The 26,860-nt window shown below is 71.8% G+C and carries 24 protein-coding genes, 1 tRNA gene and 1 pseudogene; 17 read left to right on the top strand and 9 right to left on the bottom strand.

What is annotated here, in order from left to right; all coding sequences use genetic code 11:
• The first annotated feature begins 131 nt into the window (after positions 1-131).
• Genes G567_RS26400 through G567_RS0102595 form a run of 4 tightly spaced genes read left to right on the top strand, consistent with a single transcriptional unit; the run spans position 132 to position 2,881 of the window.
• Positions 132-611 carry a hypothetical protein gene (locus tag G567_RS26400; RefSeq protein WP_147200885.1) on the top strand — a complete coding sequence of 160 codons (480 nt, stop codon included), beginning with the start codon at positions 132-134 and terminating at the stop codon, positions 609-611.
• Positions 612-657: 46 nt separating this feature from the next.
• Entirely contained in the window at positions 658-1,368 is a 711-nt protein-coding gene (locus tag G567_RS0102605) for a YcnI family copper-binding membrane protein (protein ID WP_028928739.1), read from the top strand.
• Positions 1,365-1,898 (top strand): copper resistance CopC family protein, encoded by a 534-nt coding sequence (locus tag G567_RS0102600; RefSeq protein WP_028928738.1) that lies wholly within the window; start codon positions 1,365-1,367, stop codon positions 1,896-1,898. The genes G567_RS0102605 and G567_RS0102600 overlap by 4 nt, the downstream gene beginning before the upstream one ends.
• Positions 1,895-2,881 carry a copper resistance D family protein gene (locus G567_RS0102595; RefSeq protein ID WP_028928737.1) on the top strand — a complete coding sequence of 329 codons (987 nt, stop codon included), beginning with the start codon at positions 1,895-1,897 and terminating at the stop codon, positions 2,879-2,881. Before G567_RS0102600 ends, G567_RS0102595 begins: the two co-directional genes overlap by 4 nt.
• A gap of 5 nt (positions 2,882-2,886) precedes the next feature.
• Here G567_RS0102595 and G567_RS0102590 read toward each other — a convergent pair whose 3' ends face one another.
• Entirely contained in the window at positions 2,887-4,293 is a 1,407-nt protein-coding gene (locus tag G567_RS0102590; protein WP_037055565.1) for a dihydrolipoyl dehydrogenase family protein, read from the bottom strand.
• 259 nt (positions 4,294-4,552) lie between these two features.
• Between G567_RS0102590 and G567_RS0102585 the strand changes: the two genes are divergently transcribed.
• The 3 genes from G567_RS0102585 to G567_RS0102575 are packed head-to-tail and all read left to right on the top strand — an operon-like array spanning position 4,553 to position 7,410.
• Positions 4,553-5,581, top strand: coding sequence for an NAD(P)-dependent alcohol dehydrogenase (locus G567_RS0102585; protein ID WP_028928735.1), 1,029 nt, complete (start codon positions 4,553-4,555; stop codon positions 5,579-5,581).
• A 34-nt stretch (positions 5,582-5,615) separates the two neighbouring features.
• The gene (locus G567_RS0102580; RefSeq protein ID WP_028928734.1) at positions 5,616-6,680 is read left to right on the top strand and encodes an amidohydrolase family protein; all 1,065 of its coding nucleotides are present in this window, start codon (positions 5,616-5,618) and stop codon (positions 6,678-6,680) included.
• A gap of 31 nt (positions 6,681-6,711) precedes the next feature.
• Entirely contained in the window at positions 6,712-7,410 is a 699-nt protein-coding gene (locus tag G567_RS0102575; protein ID WP_028928733.1) for an iron-sulfur cluster assembly protein, read from the top strand.
• 54 nt (positions 7,411-7,464) lie between these two features.
• On the opposite strand, the gene G567_RS0102570 is transcribed toward G567_RS0102575, so the two are convergent.
• Genes G567_RS0102570 through G567_RS0102560 form a run of 3 tightly spaced genes read right to left on the bottom strand, consistent with a single transcriptional unit; the run spans position 7,465 to position 10,511 of the window.
• Entirely contained in the window at positions 7,465-8,613 is a 1,149-nt protein-coding gene (locus G567_RS0102570) for a glutathione-independent formaldehyde dehydrogenase (protein WP_028928732.1), read from the bottom strand.
• A gap of 18 nt (positions 8,614-8,631) precedes the next feature.
• On the bottom strand, positions 8,632-9,393 hold the full coding sequence (locus G567_RS31700) for a class I SAM-dependent methyltransferase (RefSeq protein WP_084795766.1): 762 nt from the start codon (positions 9,391-9,393) through the stop codon (positions 8,632-8,634).
• Entirely contained in the window at positions 9,393-10,511 is a 1,119-nt protein-coding gene (locus G567_RS0102560; protein WP_028928731.1) for a 5-methyltetrahydropteroyltriglutamate--homocysteine S-methyltransferase, read from the bottom strand. Before G567_RS0102560 ends, G567_RS31700 begins: the two co-directional genes overlap by 1 nt.
• Between G567_RS0102560 and G567_RS36800 the strand changes: the two are divergent.
• Positions 10,422-10,811 (top strand): annotated as a pseudogene (locus G567_RS36800) (LLM class flavin-dependent oxidoreductase); the annotation flags it as partial. The gene G567_RS0102560 and the pseudogene G567_RS36800 sit on opposite strands and share 90 nt — an antisense overlap.
• Here G567_RS36800 and G567_RS35880 read toward each other — a convergent pair.
• The 4 genes from G567_RS35880 to G567_RS0102540 all read right to left on the bottom strand — a co-directional run bounded on the left by G567_RS35880 (position 10,731) and on the right by G567_RS0102540 (position 15,783).
• Positions 10,731-12,497, bottom strand: coding sequence for an ABC transporter ATP-binding protein (locus G567_RS35880; RefSeq protein ID WP_084795764.1), 1,767 nt, complete (start codon positions 12,495-12,497; stop codon positions 10,731-10,733). The pseudogene G567_RS36800 and the gene G567_RS35880 overlap by 81 nt on opposite strands.
• Positions 12,488-14,056: an ABC transporter transmembrane domain-containing protein gene (locus G567_RS26385; protein ID WP_084795761.1), complete on the bottom strand. Its 1,569-nt coding sequence runs from the start codon at positions 14,054-14,056 to the stop codon at positions 12,488-12,490. Before G567_RS26385 ends, G567_RS35880 begins: the two co-directional genes overlap by 10 nt.
• A gap of 120 nt (positions 14,057-14,176) precedes the next feature.
• Positions 14,177-14,956, bottom strand: coding sequence for an enoyl-CoA hydratase/isomerase family protein (locus G567_RS0102545; RefSeq protein WP_028928730.1), 780 nt, complete (start codon positions 14,954-14,956; stop codon positions 14,177-14,179).
• Between the two features lie 35 nt (positions 14,957-14,991).
• Complete coding sequence (locus tag G567_RS0102540) at positions 14,992-15,783, bottom strand: IclR family transcriptional regulator (protein ID WP_028928729.1); 792 nt, start codon at positions 15,781-15,783, stop codon at positions 14,992-14,994.
• Positions 15,784-15,819: 36 nt separating this feature from the next.
• On the opposite strand from G567_RS0102540, the gene G567_RS0102535 reads away from it, so the two are divergent.
• Entirely contained in the window at positions 15,820-16,461 is a 642-nt protein-coding gene (locus G567_RS0102535; RefSeq protein ID WP_037055559.1) for a hypothetical protein, read from the top strand.
• A gap of 1 nt (position 16,462) precedes the next feature.
• Here the strand turns inward: G567_RS0102535 and G567_RS0102530 are convergent.
• A tRNA-Leu gene (locus tag G567_RS0102530) sits at positions 16,463-16,545 on the bottom strand.
• A 152-nt stretch (positions 16,546-16,697) separates the two neighbouring features.
• Here G567_RS0102530 and G567_RS0102525 point away from each other — a divergent pair.
• From G567_RS0102525 to G567_RS0102490, 8 genes are all read left to right on the top strand, one after another.
• Positions 16,698-17,966: an FHA domain-containing protein gene (locus tag G567_RS0102525; RefSeq protein ID WP_028928727.1), complete on the top strand. Its 1,269-nt coding sequence runs from the start codon at positions 16,698-16,700 to the stop codon at positions 17,964-17,966.
• 47 nt (positions 17,967-18,013) lie between these two features.
• Positions 18,014-18,472: an FHA domain-containing protein FhaB/FipA gene (locus tag G567_RS0102520; RefSeq protein WP_028928726.1), complete on the top strand. Its 459-nt coding sequence runs from the start codon at positions 18,014-18,016 to the stop codon at positions 18,470-18,472.
• 91 nt (positions 18,473-18,563) lie between these two features.
• Positions 18,564-19,916 carry a PP2C family protein-serine/threonine phosphatase gene (locus tag G567_RS0102515; protein WP_028928725.1) on the top strand — a complete coding sequence of 451 codons (1,353 nt, stop codon included), beginning with the start codon at positions 18,564-18,566 and terminating at the stop codon, positions 19,914-19,916.
• Entirely contained in the window at positions 19,916-21,394 is a 1,479-nt protein-coding gene (locus G567_RS0102510; protein ID WP_028928724.1) for an FtsW/RodA/SpoVE family cell cycle protein, read from the top strand. The genes G567_RS0102515 and G567_RS0102510 overlap by 1 nt, the downstream gene beginning before the upstream one ends.
• Positions 21,391-22,860 carry a peptidoglycan D,D-transpeptidase FtsI family protein gene (locus G567_RS0102505; RefSeq protein ID WP_028928723.1) on the top strand — a complete coding sequence of 490 codons (1,470 nt, stop codon included), beginning with the start codon at positions 21,391-21,393 and terminating at the stop codon, positions 22,858-22,860. Before G567_RS0102510 ends, G567_RS0102505 begins: the two co-directional genes overlap by 4 nt.
• Positions 22,857-24,149, top strand: a complete 1,293-nt coding sequence (locus G567_RS26380) for a serine/threonine-protein kinase (RefSeq protein ID WP_051232131.1) — start codon at positions 22,857-22,859, stop codon at positions 24,147-24,149. The genes G567_RS0102505 and G567_RS26380 overlap by 4 nt, the downstream gene beginning before the upstream one ends.
• A 108-nt stretch (positions 24,150-24,257) precedes the next feature.
• Positions 24,258-26,201, top strand: coding sequence for a Stk1 family PASTA domain-containing Ser/Thr kinase (pknB, locus tag G567_RS0102495; protein ID WP_028928722.1), 1,944 nt, complete (start codon positions 24,258-24,260; stop codon positions 26,199-26,201).
• Entirely contained in the window at positions 26,201-26,836 is a 636-nt protein-coding gene (locus G567_RS0102490) for an aminodeoxychorismate/anthranilate synthase component II (RefSeq protein WP_028928721.1), read from the top strand. The genes pknB and G567_RS0102490 overlap by 1 nt, the downstream gene beginning before the upstream one ends.
• Positions 26,837-26,860 lie beyond the last annotated feature (24 nt).

The raw sequence follows: 26,860 nt of genomic DNA, 5'->3' as shown, positions 1-26,860 counted from the left end.
GACCGGCGCCCGAACCGCCCCGGTGACGTCGACGCGGCACCGGAGGCGTTACCGTCGCGGATATGAGGCGCCGCACCGCAGCAACCGGCGCACGCCGTCTGCGTGGGGCACGGGGTCTCACCGTGGCCGCGATGAGCACCCTCCTGACGGCTGTCGGCCACGTCGCAGCGGGTGGCGCCATCCCCGACCTGACCCTGCTGGTCGTGCTGTTCCCGCTGCTCGCGAGCCTGATGTCCGGCCTGGCCGACGCCTGCCGGTCCACCCTCGGGCTGCTGCTGGTCCTCGGCGGCGGACAGCTGTTCATGCACGAGGTCATGCATGTGCTCGCGCATCCGCACGCCGCCGACCCGGCGACCTTCACGTGGCCGGGGATGCTCGCGATGCACGCCGGGGCGACGCTGGTCACGGGCGCCATGGTCAGGGAGGCCGATCGGGCGTTGCTGGCGCTGTTCGCGGCACTGTTGCGACGGCTGCCCCGACGGCTCGTCCCGCCGCCGGTCAACCGTCCGCTGCCCACCCTCGCGGTGCCGGCGCCGGCCGCCATCGGCCGCTGCGCCCGCGCCGCGCTCGGGCCATTGGTGCTGCGCGGCCCTCCTCCGATGTGGGCCTGACCCGTTCAGCTCGCCCCCGTCGCGGGCCCTCACATCGGAGATCTTCATGCACAAGACCCTGCGTCGCGGCACCGTTCGCGGCGGCATCGTCCTCGGCATCGCTGCCGCAGCCGCCATCGTCGGCGCCGTGCCCGCATTCGCCCACGTCACCGCCCAACCCGGCACCGCCGCGAAGGGTGGCTACACCGTGATCAACTTCCGGGTGCCCAACGAGTCCGACACCGCCGGCACCGTCAAAATCGAGGTCATCCTGCCCACCGACCATCCGATCACCTCGGCCCGGACCACGCCGATGCCCGGCTGGACCGCGACCGTGACCGAGGCACCGCTCGCGAAGCCGGTCCAGCGGGGCGGCGGCACCATCACCGAGGCCGTCAGCACGGTGACGTGGTCCGCCCAGCCGGGGACCCGGATCGGACCAGGGCAGTTCGTCGACTTCCCGCTGTCGGTCGGTCCGCTGCCCACCGACACCGACACGCTCGTCCTGCCGACCACTCAGACCTACGACGACGGAAGGGTCGTCGCGTGGAACCAGACCGCGGACGCGGGTGGGGCCGAGCCCGAGCACCCCGCCCCCACGGTGCGGCTGACGGTGGCCACCGCGGACGAGGACCAGGCAACACCGGTCGCCGCGGGCACCGGAACGGACACCACCGCTCGCTGGCTGGGCGGCGCCGGCCTCGTGGTCGGTGTCCTGGGGCTCGGTCTCGGCGGCGCGGCCGTGCTGCGCGGCCGCTCGCGAGGGGGTGACTCATGAAGGCGCTGCGGGCACTGGCCGTCGCCCTCCTCACCGGGTTCGCGCTGATGCTCGGCGCCGGGCAGGCACTAGCCCATGCCCAGCTCCTGGGCAGCGACCCGGCGGACGGCGCGAGCCTCAGCACCGGCCCCAGCAAGGTGACGGTCCGGTTCAGCGATCGTATGCAGCAGGGCTTCAACACCCTCACGGTGATCGGACCGGACAACGCGGAATACCAGGAGGGCGAGGTCATCGCCGAGGGCACCTCGGTCAGTATCGCGGTCAAACCGCTCGGTCCGGCCGGGGTCTACCGCATCGGCTACCGCGTGGTCTCCGATGACGGCCACCCCGTGCAGGGCAGCACGTCGTTCACCCTGACGACACCGGGTCCCGGCGGCGGCACCCCGGCCGCGGCGGCCCCGACGGCCACCGCCCCGGACGCGGCGGCCGAGAACGAGTCCGGCGGCATGCCGATCTGGCCGTGGATCGTCGGCGCCGTCGTCGTGGTCGGCGGCGGGATCGTCGTCGCGCTGCGGCTGGGACGGGGATGAGCCAGGCGATCGCCCGGCCCGGTCCGGTCGCCTGGCTACAGCCGGCGGTCTGGACCGGGCTGGCGATCGCCGCCGCCGTTCTGGCCAGCGCGCTCGCGGGCTCGCTCGGCGGCGCACCGTTCGCAACCTTCGTCGGTGCCGCCGCGTCGCGAGCCGCGATCGACCTCGCCGCGGTGGGATGCGTCGGGCTCGCGCTGATCGGGGTCCTGCTCCCGACGCGGGCAGCCACCCAGCGCCAGACCGCGGACCTGCGGGAGCGGGTCGACCGCAGCCTGGTGGCGCTGGGCGGAGGATGGGTCGTCCTGGTGCTGGTCGGCATCGTCTACCGCGCCGCCGAAGCGTTCGCGGTCCAGGTCACCGACCTCGAGGGCGGCGAGCTGGCACGGTGGGCAACCCAGCTCGCCGCGGGACGCGGGATGCTCCTGACCGCGGGCTGCGCCGCCACCGTGCTCGGCTGCGCCGTGGTGCGGGTGCTGCGTCCCGAGCAGATCCCGGTCCGGGTCGTGCTGGTGGCCGCGATCCTCGGCGCCCTGACCCCCTCGGTCACCGGACACGCGGGCTCCGCCTCGACCGATCACCAGCTCGCGGCGACGCTGGTCGCGATGCACGTGGCCGCGACGGCGCTGTGGGTGGGCGGGCTGGGTGCGACGCTCGTGCTCATCGCGCACCGGGCGGTGCTGCTCGGTGCGGTGCTGCCGAGGTTCTCCCGGCTGGCCGGGGTCTGTCTCGGCGGGGTGGTCCTGACCGGCGGGCTCAACGCGCTGATCCGGTTACCCACGGTGGCGGCGCTGTGGACCACCAGCTACGGCTGGCTCGTCGTGACGAAGACGGTCTGCGTGATCCTGCTCGGCTATCTCGGCCTGCTGGCCCGGCGGCGGCTCGCCGCCGGACGCACGCCCGTGCTGCGGTGGGCGGGCCTGGAGACCATGATCATGGCTGCGACGCTCGGGGTCGCCGCGGCGCTCACCCAGACGGCGATCTGATCCGTTCAGGAGGAGCGGTAGGTCTCCAGCAGGCGCAGCCAGATCTCGCTCATCGTGGGGAACGCGGGCACCGCATGCCACAGCCGGGCCAGCGGCACCTCCCCCACCACCGCGATCGTCGCGGCGTGCAGCATCTCGGCCACGTCCTGACCCACGAACGTCGCGCCGACCAGGACCTCCCGATCGGCGTCCACCACCATCCTCGCGGCCCCGGCGTAGTTGTCGGCCTGCAGGAACGCCCCTGCGACCGTGAGCTCGAGCTCGATCGCCCGCACCCGGATCCCCTCGTCAAGGGCCCGGTGCTCGGTGCACCCGACGAACGCGACCTCGGGATCGGTGAAGACGACCTGCGGGACGGCCGCGTGGTCGGCGGTCGCGGCGTGCTCACCCCAGGTGGCGGTATCGAGCGGCTCGCCGATCGAGCGCGCCGCGATGGCCGCGCCCACGATCCGTGCGGCGTACTTGCCCTGGTGGGTGACCGGGGCCCGGCCGGTGACGTCCCCGGCGGCGTACAGCCATTCCCCCTCGACCCCGGCGACCAGACCCGAGTCGTCGGCGGGCAGCGGCATGCCGGGTTCCAGCCCGACGCTGGACAGCCCGATATCGGTCGTGTTCGGTCGCCGTCCGGTGGCCACCAGCAGCTCGTCGACCTCGATCGTCTCGGCGCCCACCCGCAGCAGGACCGAACCGTCCGGACCCGCGAACACCTCGTCGAGGCCCTGTTCGAGGCGCAGGTCGATGCCGTCGGCGCGGAAGGCCGCCGCCACCCGCTCGCCCGCCATCGGCTCCGCCGACGGCAGCAGCCGCGGCCCCCGGTTGAGCAGCACGACGTGCGAGCCGAGCCGGGCGAACGCCTGCGCCATCTCCGAACCGACGACACCGCCCCCGAGCACCCCGAGCCTGCGCGGCACCTCCTTGGCCGAGGTCGCCTCCCGCGAACCCCAGTAGCGGACCGTGTCCAGGCCCGGGATCGGTGGCCGGACCGGGACGCTCCCGGACGCGACGACGACCGCGTGCCGGGCCCGCAGCAACCCGCCGTCGGGTCCGTCGACCTGCACCGCCTTCGGTCCGGCCAGCCGCCCGTGCCCGCGGATCGCGGTGATCTCGGCGGCGCGCGCCCATTCGGCCTGGCTGGAGTCGTCCCAGTCGTGGGTGAACGCGTCGCGGCGGGCCAGGACGGCGGCCGGGTCGAACTCCGCGGTCACCCCGGGCAGCCTGCGGGCGGCCGCCACCGCATGCCCGGTGCGCAGCAGCGCCTTCGAGGGGATGCACGCCCAGAACGAACATTCGCCGCCGAACCGCTCGGACTCGACGAGCGCCGCCGACATCCCGGCGCGCACCGCGTAGTCGGCGGCGTTCTCGCCGGTGGGGCCGGCGCCGATGACGATGACGTCGAAGGTTCGCTCAGGCATGGCTTGCTCCCGTCGCGAGGGGCCGAAGACCACGCGCCGCCCGGGCGTTCGAGCGACGACGGCCCGCACGGTAGTCGCGTCCGCCGCAGGTCGACCACCGGAACTGAGCGCAACGCCGCTGTCCGCAGTGTCTGTTTTCTCGCTCCGTGGAATCCACCCCCTTGTGACCCACTGCACCCGGGTTTGGAATCGGAGGAGATCGCGAACCACAGAACCGAACCACGAGAGCCGAGTCACGGCCACCCAAGGAGGTACGGGTGTGAGAGCCGTCCGGGTGCACGAGTACCACTCCGACCCCAAGATCGACGACATCCCGGAGCCGATGATCAGCGGTCCGCTGGACGTCATCGTCAAGATCGGCGGAGCCGGGGTGTGCCGCACCGACCTGCACATCCTCGAGGGACAGTGGGCCGAGGCCATGGGCCCGCAGCTCCCCTACGTCATCGGGCACGAGAACGCCGGCTGGGTGCACGAGGTCGGCGCGGGGGTCACCAATGTCGCGGTCGGCGACACGGTGATCCTGCATCCACAGCCGAGCTGCGGGCTGTGCCGCGCCTGCCGCGCCGGCAAGGACATGCAGTGCACGAACGCGTTCTTCCCGGGACTGTCCAACGACGACGGCGGGATGGCCGAATACCTGCGCACCACCGCCCGCGCCTGCGTCAAGCTCAACCCCGATACCAACCCGGCCGACGTCGCCGCGCTGGCCGACGCCGGCATCACCGCCTACCACGCGGTGCGCAAGGCCGTTCCGCTGCTGTATCCGGGCACCACGGCCGTCGTGCAGGGCGCGGGCGGGCTGGGACATATCGGCATCCAATGCCTCGCCGCGCTCACCGCGACGAAGATCGTGGTGGTCGACAAGAACCCCGACGCCCTGGCGCTGGCCAAGCAGATCGGCGCCGACGAGACCGTCCAGGTCGACGGCAACCACGTCGCGGCGGTCAAGGACCTGACCGGCGGTGAGGGCGCCAACGTCGTGTTCGACTTCGTCGCCGAGCAGGGCGCGGAGAACGACGCCTGGGCAATGACCGGCCCGGACGGCTACCAGTTCGTGATCGGCTACGGCGGCGAGGTGCGTATTCCGACGCTCGATTTCGTCGCGGGCGAGAAGAACATCATCGGAAATATCGTCGGCACCTATAACGACCTCGCCGAGCTCATGGTGCTCGCCCAGGCCGGCAAGGTCACACTGCATACCAAGCAGTACCCGCTCGAATCCGCGCTCGACGCGCTGCACGATCTGGACGCCGGCCGGGTGCGCGGCCGCGCGATTCTCGTTCCGTAACCGTTTCTCCCAGTGACGCGAGAGGTTCCACCACATGTACGAAAAGGATGGCGAGAAGTACTTCATCGTCGACTCCCACAGCCACTTCTGGGACGCGAGCCGGGAGAACTGGGTCGAGGGCCAGGAGCAGTACGCCAAGGGTTGGATCGACTGCTTCTACGGCTACCACCAGCTCGGGCCGCCCGAGACGCAGTGGGACTGGGAGAAGTACCTGAAGATCACCGAATCGGACTTCGAGAAGGACGTGTTCGAGGAGGGTCACGTCGATGTCGCGATCTTCCAGTCCACCTACCTCAAGTCGTGGTACAAGAACGGTTTCAACACCGCGGAACAGAATGCCGCGCTGATCGACAAGTTTCCGGACAAACTCATCGTCAACGGTCGCTGGGACCCGCGCGAGGGCGACGCCGGACTCCGGCAGCTCGAGGAGGACGCCAGGCGGTACAACCTCAAGGGCGTCAAGCTCTACACCGCGGAATGGAGCGCAGGGTCCCGCGGGTGGAAGCTGACCGACCCGGCCGCCTACGTGTTCCTGGAAAAGTGCGAGGAACTGGGTATCACGAATATCCACGTGCACAAGGGCCCGACCATCTGGCCGCTGGACAAGGACGCGTTCGACGTCGCGGACGTCGACCACGCCGCCACCGACTTCCAGGGTCTGAACTTCATCGTCGAGCACGTCGGGCTGCCCCGGATCGAGGACTTCTGCTTCATGGCGGTGCAGGAGCCCAACGTCTACGCGGGCCTTTCGGTGGTGACCGGCGGCCTGATGCACGCCCGGCCCAAGTTCTTCGCCAAGGTGATGGGCGAGCTGCTGTTCTGGGTCGGCGAGGACAAGATGCTCTTCGGCAGCGACTACAGCATCTGGGAGCCGAAGTGGCAGGTCGAGGGCCTCGTCGACTGGCAGATGCCCGACGACCCCTCGCTCGCGGACTACCCGCGGCTGACCACCGCCAGCCGGAAGAAGATCCTCGGGCTGAACGCGGCCAAGCTCTACGGCATCGAGGTACCGGCGGAGTGCCGGCTGCCCACGACCGCGGCCGAGCCGATGCAGCCGGGTGAGGAGCTGGTCGAGGGCACCGCGGGGGCGCAGGCATGAGGCGGCTGCACGTACGTTCCGCGGGGATGCGATGACCACTACCGCGCCCCCGGGGGTGCCGCCCGCGGTATGGGCGGCCTTGGAGACGGTGCTCGACCCCGAACTGGACGAGCCCATCACCGGGCTCGACTTCGTCGAGTCGTGCACCGTCTCCGGGGGCGGGGTGGCCCGGGTGCGGCTACGGCTGCCGACGTTCTTCTGCGCGCCGAACTTCTCGTTCCTGATGGTCGCCGACGCCTACGACGCCGTGTCGGCGGTCGAGGGGGTGACCCGCGCGGAGGTGACGCTGGCCGACCACCACGCGTCCGACGAGATCAACGGCGGGGTGGCCGCGCAGGCGGGGTTCACCGGCTCCTTCGCCGGGGAGGCCGTCGCCGAGCTCGACGAGCTGCGCCGCACCTTCCTGACCAAGGCGGCCGTCGCGGGCCAGGACCGGGTCGCCCGGCCGCTGGTCGACGCGGGCGCCGGGCCCGACGAGCTGGCGGCCATGACGCTCGGCGATGCGCCGGACTCGGTGGACAAGCGCCGCCTGCGGGAGCGCCGGGAGCGGCTCGGCCTGCCGCCCGGCGACGACGCCCCGCTGCTCATGCACCCCGACGGCAGCCCGGTCACCTCGGCGCAGGTGCCGTTGCACCTGCGCCGGGCGCGGCTGCAGCGGATCGGGATCGAGACCAACGGCGAGTACTGCAAGAGCCTGCTCGCCGCCCGGTACGCGAAGTCCGGATCCTGATCGGAGCCCATCGCCGACGCCGCCCACATCGAGCCGGCGATGGGTTTCCGCTCGTTACGCCGCCTTCGCCTGGCCGGGCTTCAGGACGACCTTCGAATAGCCCTCTTCCCGCTTGTCGAAGCGGGCGTAGGCGTCCGGGGCGTCCTCGAGCGGCAGCTCCTTGGAGACGACGAAGCTCGGTTCGGCCCGACCCGCGATGATCAGATCGCGTAGCTGCCGGTTGTAGGCCTTGACGTTGGCCTGGCCGGTCCCGATCCGCAGGCCCTTCTCGAACAGCTTGCCGAACCGTACGAGCAGCTCGCCGCGGCCCGCCTCCTCGCTCGGCGCCCCGGGGTCGCCCGGGACGTACAGCCCCACCACCCCGATCATCCCGGTGGCCCGGACCGTCTGGATGAGCTGGTTGAGCACGATCGCGGGCTGCTCCTCGCCCTCCGGAACGGTGGCCTGGTAGCCGACCGCATCGATGCCCTTGTCGGTGCCGTCCCCCTGGGTCTGCTCGCGGATCGCCTCGATCGGGTCGACCTTGCTGAAATCCACCGGGACCGCGCCGATCCGTTCGGCGAGGCGCAGCCGGGATTCGACCCGGTCCACCACGAACACCGTCGCCGCGCCCTTGATCAGCGACGAGTACGCGGCCATCAGACCGACCGGTCCCGCGCCGAACACCGCGACCGTCTCGCCCGGCCCGACCTGGGCGAGGGTCGCCCCGTGGTAGCCGGTCGGGAAGATGTCGGCGAGCATCGCGAAATCGTTCTCGTGCTCGTCTCCGGGCGGCAGTTTCAGGCAGTTGAAGTCGGCGAAGGGCACCCGCAGGTACTCCGCCTGCCCACCCCGGTACGGGCCCATCGAGACGTAGCCGTAGGCGCCGCCGCCGAAGCCGGGGTTGACCGTCAGGCAGAAGCCGGTGCGGCCGGCCAGGCAGTTCTTGCAGAAGCCGCAGGCCACGTTGAACGGCATCGACACCCGGTCCCCGCGTTTGATCGACGCCACCCCGGGACCGACCTCCTCGACGATGCCCGTGTTCTCGTGGCCGAACACCAGCCCGGACGGGGCGTCCGTGCGCCCCTCGTACATATGCAGGTCGGAGCCGCAGATCGCGGAGGAGGTCACCCAGACGAGGACGTCGGTGGGGTCCTCGATCCGGGGGTCCTCGACGTCCTGCACGCTCACCGTGAACGGTTCCTGGTAGACGACGGCTTTCATCCCGGTCCCCTTTCGTGGCTACGCCATGGTCGTCTCCTGAGGTACCCGCGCCGCCAGCACCCGGAACAGATTGTCCAGCCGGTAGCCACCGTCGGGTTCCCGGTGGCCGGCCAGCCCGGCGAGCGCCGCACGGCGCACCGCGCCCGGCCCGACCCGGCGGGCGGCGACCCGCCCGATCTCGGAGGCCAGCAGTGCGCCGACCAGCTCGTCCGCGGATGTGTAGCGGAAGGCGCAGCACACCTCGTCGACCGCCGCGACCCGCAGCCCGGCCAGGCCGGTCAGCTTGGTCAGCCGGTCCGGCTCGGTGAGCGGGGGCGCACCGTCGGGCGAGCGCCGGGCAGGCCGCGGCGGCAGCAACGGCGCGAGCACCTCGCCGAACAGCCGCATCTCGCACTCCGGCTCGCGACCCCACACGGTGACGACGACGGCGCCGCCGGGCCGCACCACCCGGGCCGCCTCGCGCAGCACCATCAGCGGGTTGGTCACGTGCGCGAGCAGCTGCACCGCGACGACGGCGTCGACCGCGGCGTCGGGCCAGTCGAGATCGTGCGCGTCGCCCACCCGGAACCGGCCCTCGGGAACCCGGTCGGATGCGGCGGCGACCGCCCGCCGATCGAGATCCACACCCGAGACCACCAGCCCGCGGTCGACCGCCACCTGGGCGAACTCGCCGGATCCGCAGCCGACGTCGAGCAGCTCGGAGCCGGTCGGCACGTGCACGAGCACCCGTTCGTAGAGCGGGAGCGCCCAGCCGCGCGGGCCGGGTTCCATCGCGCTCATCAGCCCCAGACGTCCCGCGCGACCTGGACGACCAGCCGCAGCTTGGCCACCTGCTCGTCGTAGCTGAGCGCGTTGCCGTCGACGGTCGAGGAGAACCCGCACTGCGGGGAGAGGCACAGCTGGTCGAGCGGCACGTACCTCGCCGCCTCGTCGATGCGCCGTTTCAGCGCGTCGGGGTCCTCGAGCCGCCCGCGTTTGGTGGTGACCAGGCCGAGCACGACCTGCTTGCCCGGCGGCACGAAGCGCAACGGCGCGAACCCGCCGGAGCGCTCGTCGTCGAACTCGCAGAAGAACCCGTCCACGTCCAGCTCGCCGAACAGGGCCTCGGCGACGAAGTCGTAGCCGCCCTCGGCCGCCCAGCTGGAGCGGAAGTTGCCGCGACACATGTGGGTGGTGATCGCCATGCCCACGGGCCGGTCCGCGACGGCCGCGTTGATCTGCCGGATGTAGCGCAGATGCGCGTGCTCGGCGTCCTCGCCCTTCGCTGCCATCGCCGCGCGCTGGGCGGGGTCGTTCAGGTAGGCGAGGCTGGTGTCGTCGAGCTGCAGGTACCGACAGCCGAGCTCGGCGAGCGCCCGGATCTGTTCGTCGTATGCGGCCGAGAGATCGGCCCAGAACTGCTCGATATCGGGGTAGACGCCGCGGTTGATCGCGGCCGTGCCGCCGCGGTAGTGCACCATGCTCGGCGACGGGATCGTCAGCTTCGGCAGCGCCGTGGTGGTGACCGAGGCGAGGAACCGGAAGTGGTCGGCGAAGATCGGACGGTCCAGCCGGACCGGGCCGTCGACCGCCAGTCCCGCCGAGACGAACTCGCCCTCGCCGGACTCGTTGCGCATCCGCACCCGGATCTGCTGGTCGGTCCTGCTGACCCCGCCCAGCTGGTGGATGAAGTCCATATGCCAGGAGGCGCGGCGGAACTCGCCGTCGGTCGCGGACCGCAGCCCGATCTCCTCCTGCATCGCCACGACGTCGCGGATCGCGGCGTCCTCGGTGGCACGCAGTCCCTCGGCGTCCAGCCGGCCTGCCGCATGGTTCTCGCGAGCCCGCAGCAACGCGGGTGGACGCAGCAGGCTACCGACGTGGTCGGCCCGGAACGGGGGCTCGGTGCGCGCAGCCATGTGCCGAACCTATCCCCGGTGGTCGCCGCTTTCAGCCACTGCCAAGGTGGTTGCGTGGACACCGGGGTGGTCACCTTCCTGACCGACCACGACATCGACGCGGTGACCCTTGCTCGGGCCGTCGAGCTGCCGACGAGGTACGCGCACACGTTCGACCCGTTCGTGGCCCTGTCGGCGATGGCCGTGGTGACCAGCCGGATCGGCCTCGGAACCGGGGTGTCACTGATCAACAAGCATGACCCGATCGTCCTGGCCAAGCAGGTCGCGAGCCTGGACCAGGCGCGCGTACGGTCCGCCGGCGGCCATGAGTTCGGTGTGGCTGCCCAGCTCGGTGATCCGGCCGTCCTCGAGGACGGCCACCCGGTCGGCCGCGGCGGCGGTGTGCAGCCGGTGCGCGATGGCGATCACCGTGCGACCGCCCAGCGACCGCTCGAGATCGCGGGCCGACGAGGTGTCCAGCAGCGACGTCGCTTCGTCCAGCACCACCGTATGCGGGTCGGCGAGCACGATCCGGGCCAGCGCCAGCTGCTGGGCCACCGCGGGCGGGACGGCGTGTGCTCCGGACCCGAGCGCGGTGTCCAGCGCGTCCGGCAGCGAGTCCGCCCACTCCAGGGCTCCGACTGCGGCGAGCGCGGCGCGGAGCTCGCCGTCGGTCCAGCCGCCGCCGGGCCGGGCCGGCAACGTGAGGTTCTCCCGCAGCGTTCCGGCGAACACGTGCTGTTCCTGGGTGAGCAGCAGTACCTCGCCGTGCAGCACGTCCTCCGGTAGCCGCGACACCTCGGCCCCGCCGATCGTCACCGATCCGGAGGTCGGGGCCGCGATCCCGGCGAACAGCCTGCCCAGAGTCGACTTGCCCGCGCCGGAGGGGCCGACGATCGCCAGCCGCTGACCGGGCGGAATGCGCAGGTCGATTCCGTGTAGCACCGGCCGGCCGGGCTGGTAGCCGAAACGCACGTCGGTGAGCTCGATGTCGCGACCGCGCGGCAGGCGGACGCCGGCAGGGTCGCCGGGCGGGTGCCGCACGCCCAGTACTCGCCGCAGCGCGGTGCCGGAAACCTGCAGGTCCTCGACCCACCACAGCACCTCGTCCAGCGGAGCCGCGAGCGCCTGCGCGTACAGCACCATCACGGTGATCGTGCCGAGCTGCACCCAGCCCTGCGCGTACGCCCATCCGCTGAGCAGCAACATGGCCGCGACCGGCAGGGTGTGCGCCACATCCATCCACGGTGCCCAGCGCACCTGCAGCCGCCGCAGCACCCGCTCCCCGCCGATCGCCCGATCGACCGCCGCGTACCCGCAGGCCACCCGGCGTTCGGTGAACCCGACCGCTTCCGCGGTTCGCGCGCCCTCGGTGGTCTCGTGCAGGTCGGTGTGCACCCACGCCCAGTCGTCGAGGACCCGCTCGATCGTGGCCGGGACGCACTTCCAGTACCAGCGGGTGGGGAGGTAAAGCACCGGGACGGCCACCAGCACGCCGAGCGCGAGCAGCGGCGAGGTCAGCAGCATCGCCGCGATCGTGAGGACCACGGTGACGGCGGCGGTGACGATCTCCGGGACCGCGTACCGGACCGAATAATCGATCTTGTCGACGTCGGCGGTGGCGCGGCTGAGCAGATCACCGGTTCCGGCCGCCTCCACCGTGCCGACCGGCAGTTGCAGCGACCGCTCGATGAAACCTTCCCTGGTCTGGGCCAGCACCTTTTCACCAAGAATGCCGCTGCGCAGTCGCGCCGCACGCTTGAACACCGCCTGCAGGAGCAGAACTCCGATGAAGACGAGGGCGATCAGGTCGATCCGCGCGGTGCCGGCGCCGGTGACCACCACGTCCACCAGGTGGCCGAGCAGCTGCGGGCCGACCAGCCCGGCCAGCGTCGACGCGGCCAGCAGCCCGGTAGCCAGCGCGAACCGCCGCCGGTTGGCGCGCACCGTCTCGCGGAACCAGCCGCGGGCCTCGGCCGGGCCGGCCAGCGGGAGCGTCACCCGCACGAGGTCACCTCCGCAAGCTGGACGCGATCGTCGGCCACCTGCGCCCACAGAGGACTCTCGCTGAACACGATCGTCGTCCGTCCCCGGCGTAGCCGGGCGACCCGGTGCGCGATGCGCGCCTCGGTATGCGCGTCCACGGCGCTGGTCGGCTGGTCGAGCAGCAACACGTCGGCGTCCAGCGCGAGCGCGCGGGCCAGGTTCAGCCGCTGCCGCTGGCCGCCGGACACCTCGCGGCCGCGCTCCCCGATCGGCTCGTCCAGCCCGCTCGGCAGGCCGGCCACGATGTCGGCGGCATCCGCGGCCCACAGCGCGGTCTCGATGTCCACGCCGGTCTCGCGGTCGGGCCGCACCTGTTCCCGCAGCACACCGGAGAACCAGACGTCCTGGCTGTGCGCGTACACGACCCGGCGGCGCAGCGCCGCCAGGGCGACCCGGTCGGCCGGGATCCCGGACAGCAGCACCCGCTGACCGGGTTCGGAGTCGGCGAACCGGGCCAGCCGGGCGGCGACGGCGTGGGCCTGCGGATCGGCGTCCATGACGGTGAGCTTGCCGGCGACCGCGGTGATCCCCGTGCTCGTGTCGTGCAGCTCGAGCGGACCGTCGGGGAGCGCGACCGGCTCGGCCGGGTCGGCGAGCAGCGGCCGCAGCGCCAGAATGGCGCAGGCTTTCCTGGCCGCCACCAACGCCGAGGCCAGCAACCCGGTCGCCTCGGTCACGGTGGCGACCGGGAGCACCAGGAACGCGGCCGCACCGTAGAAGGCCACCAGCTCGCCGACGGTGATCGTGCCGGCGGCCGCGAGCCGCGCCCCCAGCCAGGTGATCAGCACCGTGACCAGGCCGGGCAGCAGCACCTCGGCACCCACCAGCCACGACTCGCTGCGGGCCACCGCGACGCCCCGGCGGCGCACCCGCTGGCTCACGTCGCGGAATCGGCGCAGGAACTGCCGTTCACCGCCGATACCACGCAGGATGCGCAGGCCGGAGACGATGTCGGCGGCCAGAGCGTTGACCTCGGCGAGCCCGGCGCGCTGTGCCTCCTTGCGCCGTTCCAGCAGCCCGACCAGCGGTCCCATCCCGAGCACGGCGGCCGGCACGCCGATCAGTGCGACCGCCGCGAGCAGCGGAGACGTCCCCAGCAACACGATGCCGACGGTGAGGAACGCGACCACCGAGCCGAACAACCTGCCGAGCACCTCGAACGCGTTGCCGATGTGGTTGTCGTCCGAGGAGGAGATCGCCATCACCTCCCCGGTCTCGGCCTGAGGGGCCAGCGCGGCCCCGAGCCGGGCGATATGCGCGGTGACCATCCGCTGCGTGGTCGCGGCCCCGTGCATCCACATGCCGTGCGCGACGAACATCAGTCCGGCGGCGAAGACCGCCTGCGTCACGCCGAGCGCGGCGATCAGCCCGATCCGGGCGAGCAGCGTACCGGCGTCGCCGCCGGTCACGCCGACGTCCACGGTGTGTCCGACGACGAGCGGCAGCAGCGCACCGGGCACCAGCCACAGCGCACCCAGCACGGCCGCACCGGCGGCGAGCCACGGCCGGACCGCCAGCACGGCGAACAGGAAACGCAGCGGGGTGAGACGCGCGGGAAGTCGTCAAGGAGGGATGGTCGTCGCCATACGGTGCACGTTAGGTCCGGCCGTCCCGGCCGGGCGAGCCATTTTCCGGCGCGCTCACCGCCCCTTCCACACCGGCTCGCGTCCCTCCCGGAACGCCGCGACACCCTCGGCGGCGTCCTCGGTGGCGGCGGCGACCCGGCGCATGGTCTCACCGAACCGGGTCGCGTCGACCGCCCCCATCCCCGGCCCGCGCACGGCCATCTCCTTGGTCGCCCGCTGGGCCAGCGGCGCCCCGCGGACCAGCCGGGCGGCAAGGGCGCGCGCCTCGGACATCAGATCGTCGTGGCCGACCACCCAGCCTGCCAGCCCGATCTCCTTGGCCCGCGCCGCGTCGATCCGCTCCCCGGTGAGCAGCAGTTCCATCGCGTACTGCCAACCGATCTTCTGCGGCAACCGCAGGGCCCCGACGGTGGTCGGGATCCCGACCCGTACCTCGGGGAAGCCGAACGTGGCCCGCTCCCCGGCGATCACGAAATCGCACCAGGTCAGCAGGGTCAGCCCGTAGCCGAGACAGTGCCCGTTCACCGCAGCGATCACCGGCTTGAAGATCTCCCAACCGCTCTCGAACGAGTTGACGGTGGGCCGCTCCCAGAAGCTGCCGGGAAAGTCGCCCGCCGGGTTTCCGGTCTGCGAACCCAGATCGGCACCGGCGCAGAACGCCCGGCCGTTGCCGGTGACGATGCCGACCCACGCGTCGTCGTCGAAGCGGAACCGGGCGAAGGCCTCATTGATGTCGCGGCGCATGGCGCCGTCGATCGCGTTGAGCTTGTCCGGGCGGTCAAGCGTGATCGTCGCGACGTGGTCGGCGAGCTCATATCGCACGGTCCGGTCCATGGCTGAGGACAATAGGAGCGACCGGCATCCTCGCCCTACGGCGCCAGCGCGGCCCCCGGTGTGACGGCGAGGGCGCGAATGATCCGTATCGCACCGGAGCGCACCGCGTCCTCCAGCTCCCAACGCCGCGCGGTGAACTCACCGCGGCTGACCGACACCCCCAGCGCCGCAGTCGTCTCGCCGCCCGGGCCGCGCACCGGCACCGCGACCCCGGCGAACCCGCGCTGGTGCTCTTCCACCTCCACCGCGACCCCCGCCGAGCGGACCCGCATCAGCTCGCGGTCCAGCGCGCGCCGTTCGGACACGGTGCGCCGGCTGATGCGCGGCAGCCCGGATCGGGCCAGCACCGCGCCCAGCCGGGCGGCGTCGAGGCCGGCGAGCAGCGCCTTGCCGCCCGCGGTGGAATGCGGCGAGGCCGGTTCGGCCACCCGCATCCCGGGCAGTCCGGGGTGTTCGGCGCAGGTGTCGAGGTATGCGACGACGATGTCGAGGTCCCGGAAGACCAAGAGATATGTCGCCGCCCTGGCCGCGGCGTGCACCTCCGGCACGATCGCCCGCACCGCGGTGGGCGGCAGGACCTGATCCGCCAGGCTGCGGTGCAGGTGCGCGATCTGGTAACCCAGTCCGTAGCCGCGCACGTCGTGCAGGCGGACGAGATAGCCCTCCTCGACCAGGGTGCCCAGCACCCGGTAGATGGTGGGCAGCGGGCAGCCGAGCCTGCGGGCGATGGCCTTCGCGGTCACCCCGTCGCCTGCCGCCGCGATCGCCTCGACGACCCGCAGCGCCCGCAGGGCCGAGCTCCCGGCGTGGGGCTGCTGGGGTGTCACGGGTCACAGTCTTGGATAGGAGGGAGCATCGGTCCAGTGCCCGGAACCGCCATCACCCCGATCACCCCGGCCGCGCTGGCGGACCGGATCGCGGGACTCGTCGTGCAACGGACGGGCCGGCGGGTCCGGCTCGTCCTGGACGGGGCACCGCCCACCCGGCCGGCCGAGCTGGCCGCGGCGGTCGCGGAGCTGCTGCGGGTACGGGGTCGCGCCGCGCTCGTCGTCGACGCCGGAGACTATCTGCGGCCGGCCTCGGTGCGCCTCGAGCACGGCCGCAGGGACGTCGACATGTTCCTCGACGGCCGGCTCGACGAGGGCGGGCTGTGCCGGGAGGTCCTCGACCCGGCCTCGACGAGCGGATCCGGCCGGGTCCTGCCCAGGCTGTGGGACGCCGAACGCGACCGCGCGCACCGGGATCGCTACCGCGAACTGCCCGTGGACGGCGTGGTCCTGCTGGCGGGTGCGCTGCTCCTGGGCCGCGGGCTGCCGGCGGAGCTGGCCGTGCACCTGCGGATGAGCCCGGCTGCCCTGGCACGGCAGCTACCGGTCAAGGATCACTGGCAGCTGGTGGCGTTCGCCCGCTACGAGACGGAACGGCGTCCCGCCGCGGAGGCGGACGTGCTGGTGCTGGCCGATCATCCGGACCGGCCTGCGGTGCGGATGCGCGAGGGCGGATGAGTGGGCGAGGAGGGAGTTGAACCCTCACGTCCTTACGGACACACGGACCTGAACCGTGCGCGTCTGCCATTCCGCCACTCGCCCGAGCGACGTGGAGAAGCTAGCACGACCCCCCCGACGGGCCCACGGGAGGGCCCGTTCGGGCACCGCGTGGAGGTGGTGGCGGCACAGAGTGGCCTAGCACAGATACGATCGAGGACGCCGGTAACACGCCGCTGCGAACGGAGGAAGATCGGTTGGGCCGCGTCGTCCGCTTCGAGCGTCGTCTCCAGGGGATGGTGGGAGATGTGTTCGCGCGGGTCTTCGGAGGCAGTGTCGTTCCCCAGGAAGTCGCACAGGCGCTGCTCAGGGAAGCCGAGGACAGCATCGAGCCGCTCGCCGGCGGACGCCTGCTGGCACCGAACCGGTACGTCGTGCAGCTCGGCGCCGCCGATCTCGAACGCATGGCGGGGGACACGGACCAGATCACAGAATGGCTGTCCAGCTACGTCGCCGCACATCTCGCCGACCAAGGATGGGATACCTACGGTGAGGTCGTAGTCTTGCTGGAGCGCTCCGAGGCGCTGCACACGGGACAGTTCCGCACCCGCTCGTCCGTGGACCCCGACGCTTACCGTCGGCCCACCCGAGCTCGCAACGCAGGAGAAGCACCCATGAGCCAGCAACCGGGCCACCCCGAGGAGAACGGGAAGTACGGATACGACCGGGGAGCCCCCGGTGGGTACGCTCAGCAGACCTACGCCCCGCCCGGCGGGTACGACCGCGGCGAGCAGCAGGGCCGCGAGGGCTACGGCCAGCAGTACGACCAGCAGGGTTACGACCAGCAGGGTTACGACCAGCAGGGCGGTTACGGCCAGCAGGGCTACGGTCAACCGGGCGGGTACGACCAGCAGGGTTACGACCAGCAGGGTGGCTACGGCCAGCAGCCCGGCTACGGCCAGCCCGGCTACGGCCCGCAGCAGGGCGCGCCGGGCTACCAGCAGTACGACCAGCAGGCCTACGCCCCCGGTTACGACGCGGGCTATGCGCAGCCGGGCTACGCGCAGCCGGGTTATGCCCCCGGTTACGACGCGGGGTACGACCAGCAGGGGTACGCGCAGCCGGGCTACGCGCAGCCGGGTTATGCCCCCGGTTACGACGCGGGGTACGACCAGCAGGGGTACGCGCAGCCGGGCTACGGCCAGCCGGGGTACGCGGGCTACCCGCAGCAGGGCAGGCTGACGGCGTCGCTCAACCTCGACGACGGATCGGGCCGCAGCTACCAGCTCACCGAGGGCGCACACGTCATCGGCCGCGGGCAGGACTCGAACTTCCGGCTTCCGGACACCGGCGTCTCGCGTCGCCACTTGGAGATCCGCTGGGACGGCCAGACGGCCACCCTCTCGGACCTCGGGTCGACCAACGGCACGACGGTCAACGGGAACCCGGTCCAGACCTGGCAGCTCACCGATGGCGACGTCATCCGCGTCGGCCACTCGAGCCTGGTCTTCCGAATCCAGGCCTGATCGCCGGTTCCCGAATCCCGGCGACCCGAGAGCGGAGAGCACGGCGCGTGCCCGAGTTGGTGCTGCAGCTGACCAGGGCGGGCTTCCTCGCCCTGCTCTGGCTGTTCGTGCTGGTCGCGTTGCGTGTCGTGCGCTCAGATCTGTACGCGGCGTCCGGGCTGCGGGCGATTCTGCCCGGCGGCGGCCGCACCGCGATGCGCGCGGGCCGCAGCCGGACGGCCCGCCAACTCCTGGTCACCCACGGGCCGCTGGCGGGTAGCCGGATCTCGCTGGACTCCCGGCCGATCCTCATCGGCCGGGCCGACGACTCCACGCTCAAGCTCGACGACGACTACGCCTCCACGCGGCACGCACGGATCGCGCAGCAGGGTGAGGAGTGGTACGTCGAAGATCTCGGGTCGACGAATGGCACCTACCTCGACCGGGCTAAGGTCACCGGACCCACCCGGGTCCCCCTGGGGGTCCCGGTCCGGATCGGTAAGACGGTGATCGAGCTACGCTCATGACCCTGCGATCGACCACGCCACCGCATGGACCGGGCCGTTCCCGCGCGACCTGCTCGCCGGGTCGAGCCGATGGTGCCGACGGAGTCGAACGATGACCCTGGTCCTGCGCTATTCGGCCCGTAGCGACCGTGGGCTGGTGCGCCAGAGCAATCAGGACGCGGTCTATGCGGGTCCGCGGCTGCTCGCGCTCGCCGACGGGATGGGCGGGCACGCGGCGGGCGAGGTGGCGTCGTCGCTGGTGATCTCCGCACTGGCCCCGCTCGACGAGGACGACCCCGGCGACGACCTGCTGGCCGAGCTGCGCGCGGCCACGATCCAGGGCAACGCGGCGATCACCCGCCAGGTGGCCGACGCGCCCGACCTCGAGGGGATGGGCACCACGCTCACCGCGATCCTGTTCGCCGGGTCGCGCCTCGGCCTGGTGCACGTCGGCGATTCGCGGGCCTATCAGCTGCGAGGCGGCCGGTTCACCCAGATCACCAAGGACGACACGTTCGTCCAGTCGCTGATCGACGAGGGCCGGATCACCGAGGAGGAGGCGCATACCCACCCGCAGCGTTCGCTGCTGCTGCGCGCCATCACCGGCCAGGACGTCGACCCGTCGCTGACGATCCGCGAAGCCCGTGCGGGCGACCGCTATCTGCTGTGTTCCGACGGCCTGTCCGGCCCGGTCAGCGACGAGACCCTCGCCGAGACGCTGCGAACCTACAGCGACCCCAGGGAGTGTGCCGACCGGCTCATCGAGCTGGCGCTGCGCGGCGGCGGCCCCGACAACATCACCTGCATCGTCGCCGATGTCGTCGACATCGAGTACGGCGAGGACGCACCGATCGTCGGGGGCGCTGCGGGCGACGGCAGCGACGAGGTCGGCGGATCCGGGCTCGATACGGCGGCGAGCCGCGCCTGCGCCACCACGCTGCCGCGGGTCGCACCGCGGCGCATCGCGCCTCCCGAGGCTCCCGCGAAGCGACATCCCGGAGGGCGGCTGCGGCTCGCGGTCGGCGTGCTCGTGGTGCTCGTCGTGCTGGCGGCCGGCGGCTGGCTGGCCCGAGCCTGGGTGCTCCAGCAGTACTACGTGGGCGCGGCGGGTGACCAGGTGACGATCTTCCAGGGAGTCCGGGGCAGCGTACTGGGCGTCCCGTTGCAGCGCGTCGCAGAGACCTCGGACATCGCGCTGACGGACCTGCCGGAGGATGCCCGCAGCCAGGTCCGGGACGGGATCATCGCCTCCGACGGGCTGGTCAGCGCGCGGAACACGCTGGAACGGCTGCGGGCCCGCATGCTGGCGCCGTGCCCGGAGGTCCCGGCTCCCTCCGCGGTGCCGGTGGCACCGCTCGATCCGGCGCCCCCCGAGCCCGGCACTCCGGAGCCGCCACAGCCGGAGTCCACCCCCCTGCAAGCCGTGCCCCCCGAGCCGGGGACGACCTGTCGATCGGTGAGTTGATGGCGGCCCCCGGAAACAGTGTCGGAAGCGCCCAAGCGCAGGCGCCGGACACACCCGCCCCGTCCCCGCTCCCGACCGGGCGCGGGATCGAACTCGTGTTGCTCGCCTTCGCCGCGGTGCTCGTGACCGGGGCACTCGCCCTGGTCGAGGCGAACCAGGAGCAGGAGCTCACTCGGGCGCTGCTCTACGTCGGCGCCGCGTATCTGGGCCTGTTCACCGCCGCGCATCTCGCGGTGCGCCGCTGGGCGCCCTATGCCGACCCGCTGATCCTGCCCTCGGTGGCGCTGCTCAACGGGCTCGGGCTGGTGATGATCCACCGGCTCGACCTGGCCTCCAGCGACCGGGCCGCGCTGCTCGGTTCGGACGCGCCGAGCGCGTTGCTCGGCCGGCAGGTCGCCTGGACGACGATCGGGCTGGCCCTGTTCGTGGCGGTGCTCGCGATCGTCCGCGACCACCGGGTGCTGTCCCGATACGCCTACACCGCCGGGTTCGCCGGGCTGATCCTGCTCGCGCTGCCCGGCCTGCTGCCCTCGTCGATCTCGGAGGTCAACGGCGCGAAGTTGTGGATCCGCTTCGGCGGGGTCGGCCTCCAGCCCGGCGAGTTCGCCAAAATCCTGCTGATCGTGTTCTTCGCGGCCTTCCTCGTGCAGAAGCGCGAGCTGTTCAGCACCGCGGGCCGGCGCGTCCTCGGGATGGAACTGCCGAGGGCGCGCGACCTGGCGCCGCTGCTGGTGGCGTGGGGGCTCTCGGTCGGGGTGCTCGTGTTCGAGCGCGACCTCGGCACCTCGCTGCTGTTCTTCGGTATCGTGCTCGTCCTGCTCTACGCGGCCACGGAGCGGGTGTCGTGGCTCATCATCGGGCTGAGCTTCTTCGTGGCCGGAAGCGTCATCGCCTACAACCTCTTCAACCACGTCCGGGTCCGGGTGCAGATCTGGCTGGACCCGTTCGCCGACTTCAGCGGCTCCGGCTACCAGATCGGGCAGGCCCTGTTCGGCCTGGGGACCGGCGGCGTCGGCGGCACCGGGCTCGGCGCCGGACGGCCCGACCTCGTGCCGTACGCCGAAAGCGACTTCATCTGGTCCTCGCTCGGTGAGGAGCTGGGCCTGATCGGGCTGGCCGCGATCCTCATCGTGTACCTGGTGCTGATCACCCGTGGCCTGCGCAGCGCGCTCGCGGTCCGCGACAGCTTCGGCAAGCTGCTGGCCACCGGGCTCTCGTTCGCGATGGCGATGCAGATCTTCGTGGTCATCGGCGGGGTCACCAAGCTGATCCCGCTGACCGGGCTGACGCTGCCGTTCCTGTCCTACGGAGGGTCCTCGCTGGTCGCGAACTACGCGCTCGTCGCGTTGCTGCTGCGGATCTCCAACGCCGCCCGCGCGCCGCTGACCCGACGCCCGGCCCACCCGCAGCCCCCGCTCGCCGAGGCCAGCACCGAGCTCGTGCAGCGCCCGGCATCCGGCCAGGCGGGTCGCCCGTGAACACACCCGTCCGCCGCATCGCCATCGCCGTGATGGCCATGATCGTGATGTTGCTCGCCAACCTGACCTATGTCCAGGTCGTCAAGGCGGACGACTACCGCAGCGATCCCCGCAACCAGCGCGTGCTGCTCGCCGAGTACGCCCGCAAACGCGGCCAGATCAGCGCGGGCGGCCAGGTACTGGCCGACAGCACGGCAACCGACGACCGGCTGCGCTACCAGCGCGAGTACCCCGACGGTCCGGTGTTCGCGACGGTGACCGGCTACTACTCGGTGATCTACAGCTCCAGCGGGCTCGAGCGGGCGGCCGACCCGGTGCTCAACGGCAGCGACGACCGGCTCTTCGCCCGCCGGCTGTCCGACCTCATCACCGGGCGCGACCCCAGCGGCGGGAACGTCGTGCTCACGCTCAAGCCCTCGGTGCAGCAGCGGGCCTACAAGGCGATGGCGGACAAGGGCTTCGCCGGTGCCGTCGTCGCGCTCGAACCGCAGACCGGCGAGATAATGGCGATGGTCTCGACCCCGTCGTTCGACCCGAACCCGCTGGCCAGCCACAATTCGGCGACCCAGAAGGACACCTGGACGAAGCTCAACAAGGCCGCCCCACCGGTGCTCACCAACCGGGCGATCTCCGAGACCTACCCCCCGGGCTCGACGTTCAAGCTGATCGACGTGGCCGCCGCCCTGCAGCACGGCTACACCCCGGACAGCCAGCTCACCGCGGCCTCGAGCCTGACGTTGACCGGCACGAACACGACGCTGCAGAACTTCGCGGGCACGCCCTGCGGGACGGCGGCAACCGCGTCGTTGCGCGAGGCGCTCGCCCGCTCCTGCAACACCGCCTTCGCCGAGCTGGCCGGGAACCTCGGCGAGGACGTGCTGCGCACGCAGGCCGAGGCATTCGGCATCGGCAGCTCCAGCCTCACGGTGCCGATGCCGGTGGTGCCGTCGTCCATCGGTGCCATCCCGGACACCGCCGCGCTGCAGCAGTCGGGCATCGGCCAGCGCGACGTGCGGCTGACCCCGCTGCAGAACGCGATGGTCGTCGCGGCGATCGCCAACGGCGGGCAGCTGATGGTGCCGCACCTGGTCAAGGAGATCCAGGGGCCGGAGCTCGACACGATCGACACGACCTCCGTGGACCGGATCGGGCGCGCCGTTCCGGCGAGCGTCGCGTCGACGATCACCGACATGATGATCGGGTCGGAGAACCGGACCCAGGGTGGCGGCAAGATCACCGGCGTCCAGATCGCCTCGAAGACCGGGACCGCCGAACACGGCAGCGACCCGAAGAACACCCCGCCGCACGCCTGGTACGTCGCCTTCGCCCCGGCCTCGAACCCGCAGGTCGCGGTGGCGGTGCTGGTCGAGGACGGCGGTGACCGCTCGCTCGAGGCCACCGGCGGTTCGGTCGCCGCTCCGATCGGACGAGCGGTGATCGCCGAGGCGCTGCGGACGGGCCGATGACGGTGCTCGCGGCCGGTCAGCTCATCGCCGACCGTTACCAGCTCGACCGGCGCATCGCGATCGGCGGCATGGGTGAGGTCTGGGAGGCCTCGGACAACCGGCTCGGTCGCAGCGTCGCGGTGAAGGTGCTCCGGCCGGAGCTGTCCGACGACCCGGAGTTCCTGCACCGGTTCCGCATCGAGGCCCGCACCGTGGCCTCGCTCGATCACTCCGGCATCGCCGCGGTGCACGACTACGGCGAGGACGACAGCCTGGTCGGCGGCGCCGGACGGACCGCCTACCTGGTCATGGAGCTCGTCCGCGGCGAGCCGCTGTCCTCCCTGATCGGTCGCGGCCCGATCGACCCCGACGAGACGCTGCAGATCGTCGAACAGGCGGCCCGCGCGCTGCAGGCCGCGCACGAGCGCGGTTTCGTCCACCGCGATGTCAAGCCCGGCAACATCCTTCTGCGCACCGATGGGCTGGTGAAGCTCACCGACTTCGGCATCGCGAAGGCCGCCGACGCGGTCCCGGTGACCCGCTCGGGCATGGTCATGGGCACCGCGCACTACATCGCGCCCGAACAGGCCAGCGGCGGCGAGGCCGGTCCCGCCGGGGATGTCTACTCGCTCGGCATCGTGACCTACGAATGCCTCGCGGGCCACCGGCCGTTCCGCGCCGAGAGCGCCGTGGCCGTCGCGATGATGCAGGTCCGCGACACGCCGCCGGCCCTGGCGGACGAGGTGCCCGTCCGGATCCGCGAGCTGGTCAACGCGGTGCTGGTGAAGAACCCCGGTCATCGCTACGCCGACGGAGGCGAGTTCGCCGCCGCGGTGGCCGCGGTGCGGCGCGGCGAACGGGTGCCCCGGCCGTCCGGGATGCCGTCGGACGTGCCGATGCCCGGGGCGAGGGGAACCGGAGCGACCGCCGTGACCGGGCCCGACAGCGGTTCCGAACCCATCGCCGTGTCCGGCCCCGGCTCGACGACCGGTTCCGGTCCGGCCGCGGTCGCACCGGTGCGTCCGGACGGAACCGGCGAGACCCGGACGGTGCTGCCGACCGAGCCGCTCTCCCTGCAGCCCACCGCCGGGCCGAGCCGCTCGCTGCTGCTCGTGCTGTTTCTCATCCTCACCTTGGCCGCCCTGGTGCTGGCCGTGCTCGTGGTGCCCGGTCTGTTCGCATCCGACCCGGCAGCGCACCCGTCGTCCGATGCAGCTACCGGTACGGTGTCGAGCCAGGAGGACGTCTTGGCCGGTCGGGCGGTTCGGCCGCCATTCGTCGCGACGATCGAGCCATGGAGGGTCCGGTGAACCCGCACAACCGGCGTCCCGGCGCTGCTCCGTCAGGACGACAGGCCAACGGGCGGTACCGCCCGGCATGATGACCTGACCCATGACACTCCCCAGGAATCGGCACCCATGACGACCCCCCGACTGCTGTCCGAGCGATACGAGCTGGGCGAAACGCTCGGATATGGCGGCATGTCCGAGGTTCACCGCGGTACCGACACACGGCTGGGCCGTGACGTCGCAGTGAAGGTGCTGCGCGCCGACCTGGCCCGCGACCCGCAGTTCCAACTGCGGTTCCGGCGGGAGGCACAGAACGCCGCCGCGCTCAACCATCCGGCCATCGTCGCCGTGTACGACACCGGCGAGGTGTCCAGCGAATTCGGCCCGCTGCCCTACATCGTGATGGAGTACGTCGACGGGCAGACCCTGCGCGAGATCGTCAAGACGCAGGGCCCGATGACGCAGGAGCGGGTCATCGAGGTGATGGCCGACGTCTGCGCGGCGCTCGACTTCAGCCACCGGCACAGCATCATCCACCGGGACGTCAAACCGGCCAACATCATGATCAACCGCGCGGGTGCGGTGAAGGTGATGGACTTCGGCATCGCCCGTGCCCTGGGCGAGGGCCAGAACGTCACGCAGACCGCCGCGGTCATCGGGACGGCCCAGTACCTGTCCCCGGAGCAGGCCCGCGGGGAGGCCGTCGACGCCCGCAGCGACGTCTACGCGGCCGGTTGCGTGCTGTTCGAGCTGCTCACCGGGGAGCCGCCGTTCACCGGCGACTCCCCGGTCGCGGTGGCCTACCAGCACGTCCGGGAGGATCCGAAGCGGCCGTCCGCGCTCAACCCGCAGATCCCCCCGGAGCTCGACGCCATCGTGCTCAAGGCGCTGAGCAAGAACCCGGCCAACCGCTACCAGTCCGCCGCCGAGATGCGCAGCGACCTGCTGCGGGTGCGCAACGGTCAGCGCCCGCTGGCACCGATGGTGATGAGCGACGACGAGCGCACCGCGCTGCTCGCCGCGAGCCCCACCCGGCGGATCAACCCCGGCGGTTCGGGCGGCCGGCACACGCTGCCGCCGTCGGCCGTGCCCGTCTGGCAGGACGAGGAGCCGCCCCGGCGAACCGGGCGCAAGATCGCCATCGGGGCCGGGATCGCGCTGGTGCTCGGGCTCGTCGCCTTCGTCGGCTACCAGCTGCTCGGCGGGCCGGCGCAGCCCAGGCAGGTGACCGTGCCCAGCGTCATCGGCCAGCAGCAGGAGGCGGCCCGGACGGCGATGATCATGGCCGATCTACGGCCCGATATGCAGGAGGCCGAATCCTCGCCCGATGACATCGGCAAGGTCGTGCGCACCGATCCCGCCGCCCACAGCGAGGTCCCGGAGAACAGCGCGGTACGCATCTTCGTCGGCAAGGGACCGGCCCAGGTCACCGTGCCGCAGCTGAAGGGAAGCACGGTCTCCGACGCCCAACGCACCCTCATCGGCCAGGGGCTGCGGCTCGGTGAGCAGACCGAGGCGGAGACCGCCGACTCCTCGCTGATCGGTCGGATCATCTCCACCACCCCCGGGCCCGGGGAGACCGCACCCGGCGGCAGCGCGGTCGCCGTGGTCGTCGGTAAGCAGCAGACCACGGTCGCGGTGCCGGATGTGACCGGGCAGGACGAGTCCAGCGCGAAGGACGCGCTGGAGAAGGCGGGATTCGACGTCAAGGTCACTGAGGTGGACGGCGGCAACGAGGCCGGCACGGTCGTCGGCACCAGCCCGTCCGCGGGGACCCGGGCGCCGAAGGGCAGCACGGTCACCTTGCAGGTCTCGAAGGGCAACCAGAACTCCGAACCGGTGCCCGACGTGGTCGGGATGAAGGCACAGGACGCGGCCCAGGAGCTCGCCGACGCGGGCTACCAGGCCGTCCTGCGCGGCCAGCCGGTAGCCGACCGCAGCCAGGACAACCGGGTGATCGCACAGAACCCGTCGGCAGGGCAGACCGCCGACCCGAACAAGCCCGTCGTGCTGACCGTCGGCCAGTTCACGGGCGGGGTGTTCGGCAATGGCGGAAGGGACGGGGAGAACTGATGCGCGTCCTGGTGGTCGACAACTACGACAGCTTCGTCTACAACCTGGTCCAGTACCTCGCCCAACTCGGCGCGGAGACGATCGTCCGACGCAACGACGAGGTGGAGCTCGACGAGCTCGGCACGGTCGACGGGGTGCTCGTCAGCCCGGGACCCGGTACGCCGGAGCGAGCCGGGCGCAGCATCGAGATCATCCGGCGAGGCGGCGAGCAGAACCTTCCGGTGCTCGGGGTGTGTCTGGGGCACCAGTCGATCGCGGTGGCCTGGGGTGGCGTCGTGGAGCGAGCCCCGGAGCTGCTGCACGGCAAGACCTCGCTGGTACACCACGACGGCGTGGGCGTGCTGCGCGGCCTGCCCAGCCCGTTCATCGCGACCCGGTATCACTCGCTGGCCATCCGGCCCGACTCGCTACCGTCGGAGCTCGAGGTCACGGGTCGCACGGAGAGCGGGCTGATCATGGCTATCCGGCATCGCGACCTGCCGCTGGAGGGCGTGCAGTTCCATCCGGAGTCCGTGCTCACCCACGGTGGGCACCGGCTGCTGGCGAACTGGATGGCGAGCGCGGGGCATGCCGTCCCCGAGCCGGTCGTCGCCGAACTGACCGCTGAGGTCGCCGCCCTCAGCGTGGGGCTCTGAGCGGGCGGTTTCTCCCGCTCCGGC

This window comes from Pseudonocardia asaccharolytica DSM 44247 = NBRC 16224, from assembly GCF_000423625.1.
GTDB lineage: Bacteria > Actinomycetota > Actinomycetes > Mycobacteriales > Pseudonocardiaceae > Pseudonocardia > Pseudonocardia asaccharolytica.
This window is presented reverse-complemented; position numbering and strand designations above follow the sequence as displayed.

Bases quoted from the DNA above. Each gene is read 5' to 3' on its own strand.
- G567_RS26380 (WP_051232131.1), top strand. From the start codon at position 22,857: ATGACGGTGCTCGCGGCCGGTCAGCTCATCGCCGACCGTTACCAGCTC.
- G567_RS31700 (WP_084795766.1), bottom strand. From the start codon at position 9,393: ATGAGCGCGATGGAACCCGGCCCGCGCGGCTGGGCGCTCCCGCTCTAC.
- G567_RS0102490 (WP_028928721.1), top strand. From the start codon at position 26,201: ATGCGCGTCCTGGTGGTCGACAACTACGACAGCTTCGTCTACAACCTG.
- pknB (WP_028928722.1), top strand. From the start codon at position 24,258: ATGACGACCCCCCGACTGCTGTCCGAGCGATACGAGCTGGGCGAAACG.
- G567_RS0102510 (WP_028928724.1), top strand. From the start codon at position 19,916: ATGGCGGCCCCCGGAAACAGTGTCGGAAGCGCCCAAGCGCAGGCGCCG.
- G567_RS0102600 (WP_028928738.1), top strand. From the start codon at position 1,365: ATGAAGGCGCTGCGGGCACTGGCCGTCGCCCTCCTCACCGGGTTCGCG.
- G567_RS0102595 (WP_028928737.1), top strand. From the start codon at position 1,895: ATGAGCCAGGCGATCGCCCGGCCCGGTCCGGTCGCCTGGCTACAGCCG.
- G567_RS0102580 (WP_028928734.1), top strand. From the start codon at position 5,616: ATGTACGAAAAGGATGGCGAGAAGTACTTCATCGTCGACTCCCACAGC.
- G567_RS26400 (WP_147200885.1), top strand. From the start codon at position 132: ATGAGCACCCTCCTGACGGCTGTCGGCCACGTCGCAGCGGGTGGCGCC.
- G567_RS0102605 (WP_028928739.1), top strand. From the start codon at position 658: ATGCACAAGACCCTGCGTCGCGGCACCGTTCGCGGCGGCATCGTCCTC.
- G567_RS0102515 (WP_028928725.1), top strand. From the start codon at position 18,564: ATGACCCTGGTCCTGCGCTATTCGGCCCGTAGCGACCGTGGGCTGGTG.
- G567_RS0102545 (WP_028928730.1), bottom strand. From the start codon at position 14,956: ATGGACCGGACCGTGCGATATGAGCTCGCCGACCACGTCGCGACGATC.
- G567_RS0102575 (WP_028928733.1), top strand. From the start codon at position 6,712: ATGACCACTACCGCGCCCCCGGGGGTGCCGCCCGCGGTATGGGCGGCC.
- G567_RS0102590 (WP_037055565.1), bottom strand. From the start codon at position 4,293: ATGCCTGAGCGAACCTTCGACGTCATCGTCATCGGCGCCGGCCCCACC.
- G567_RS0102560 (WP_028928731.1), bottom strand. From the start codon at position 10,511: ATGGCTGCGCGCACCGAGCCCCCGTTCCGGGCCGACCACGTCGGTAGC.
- G567_RS0102570 (WP_028928732.1), bottom strand. From the start codon at position 8,613: ATGAAAGCCGTCGTCTACCAGGAACCGTTCACGGTGAGCGTGCAGGAC.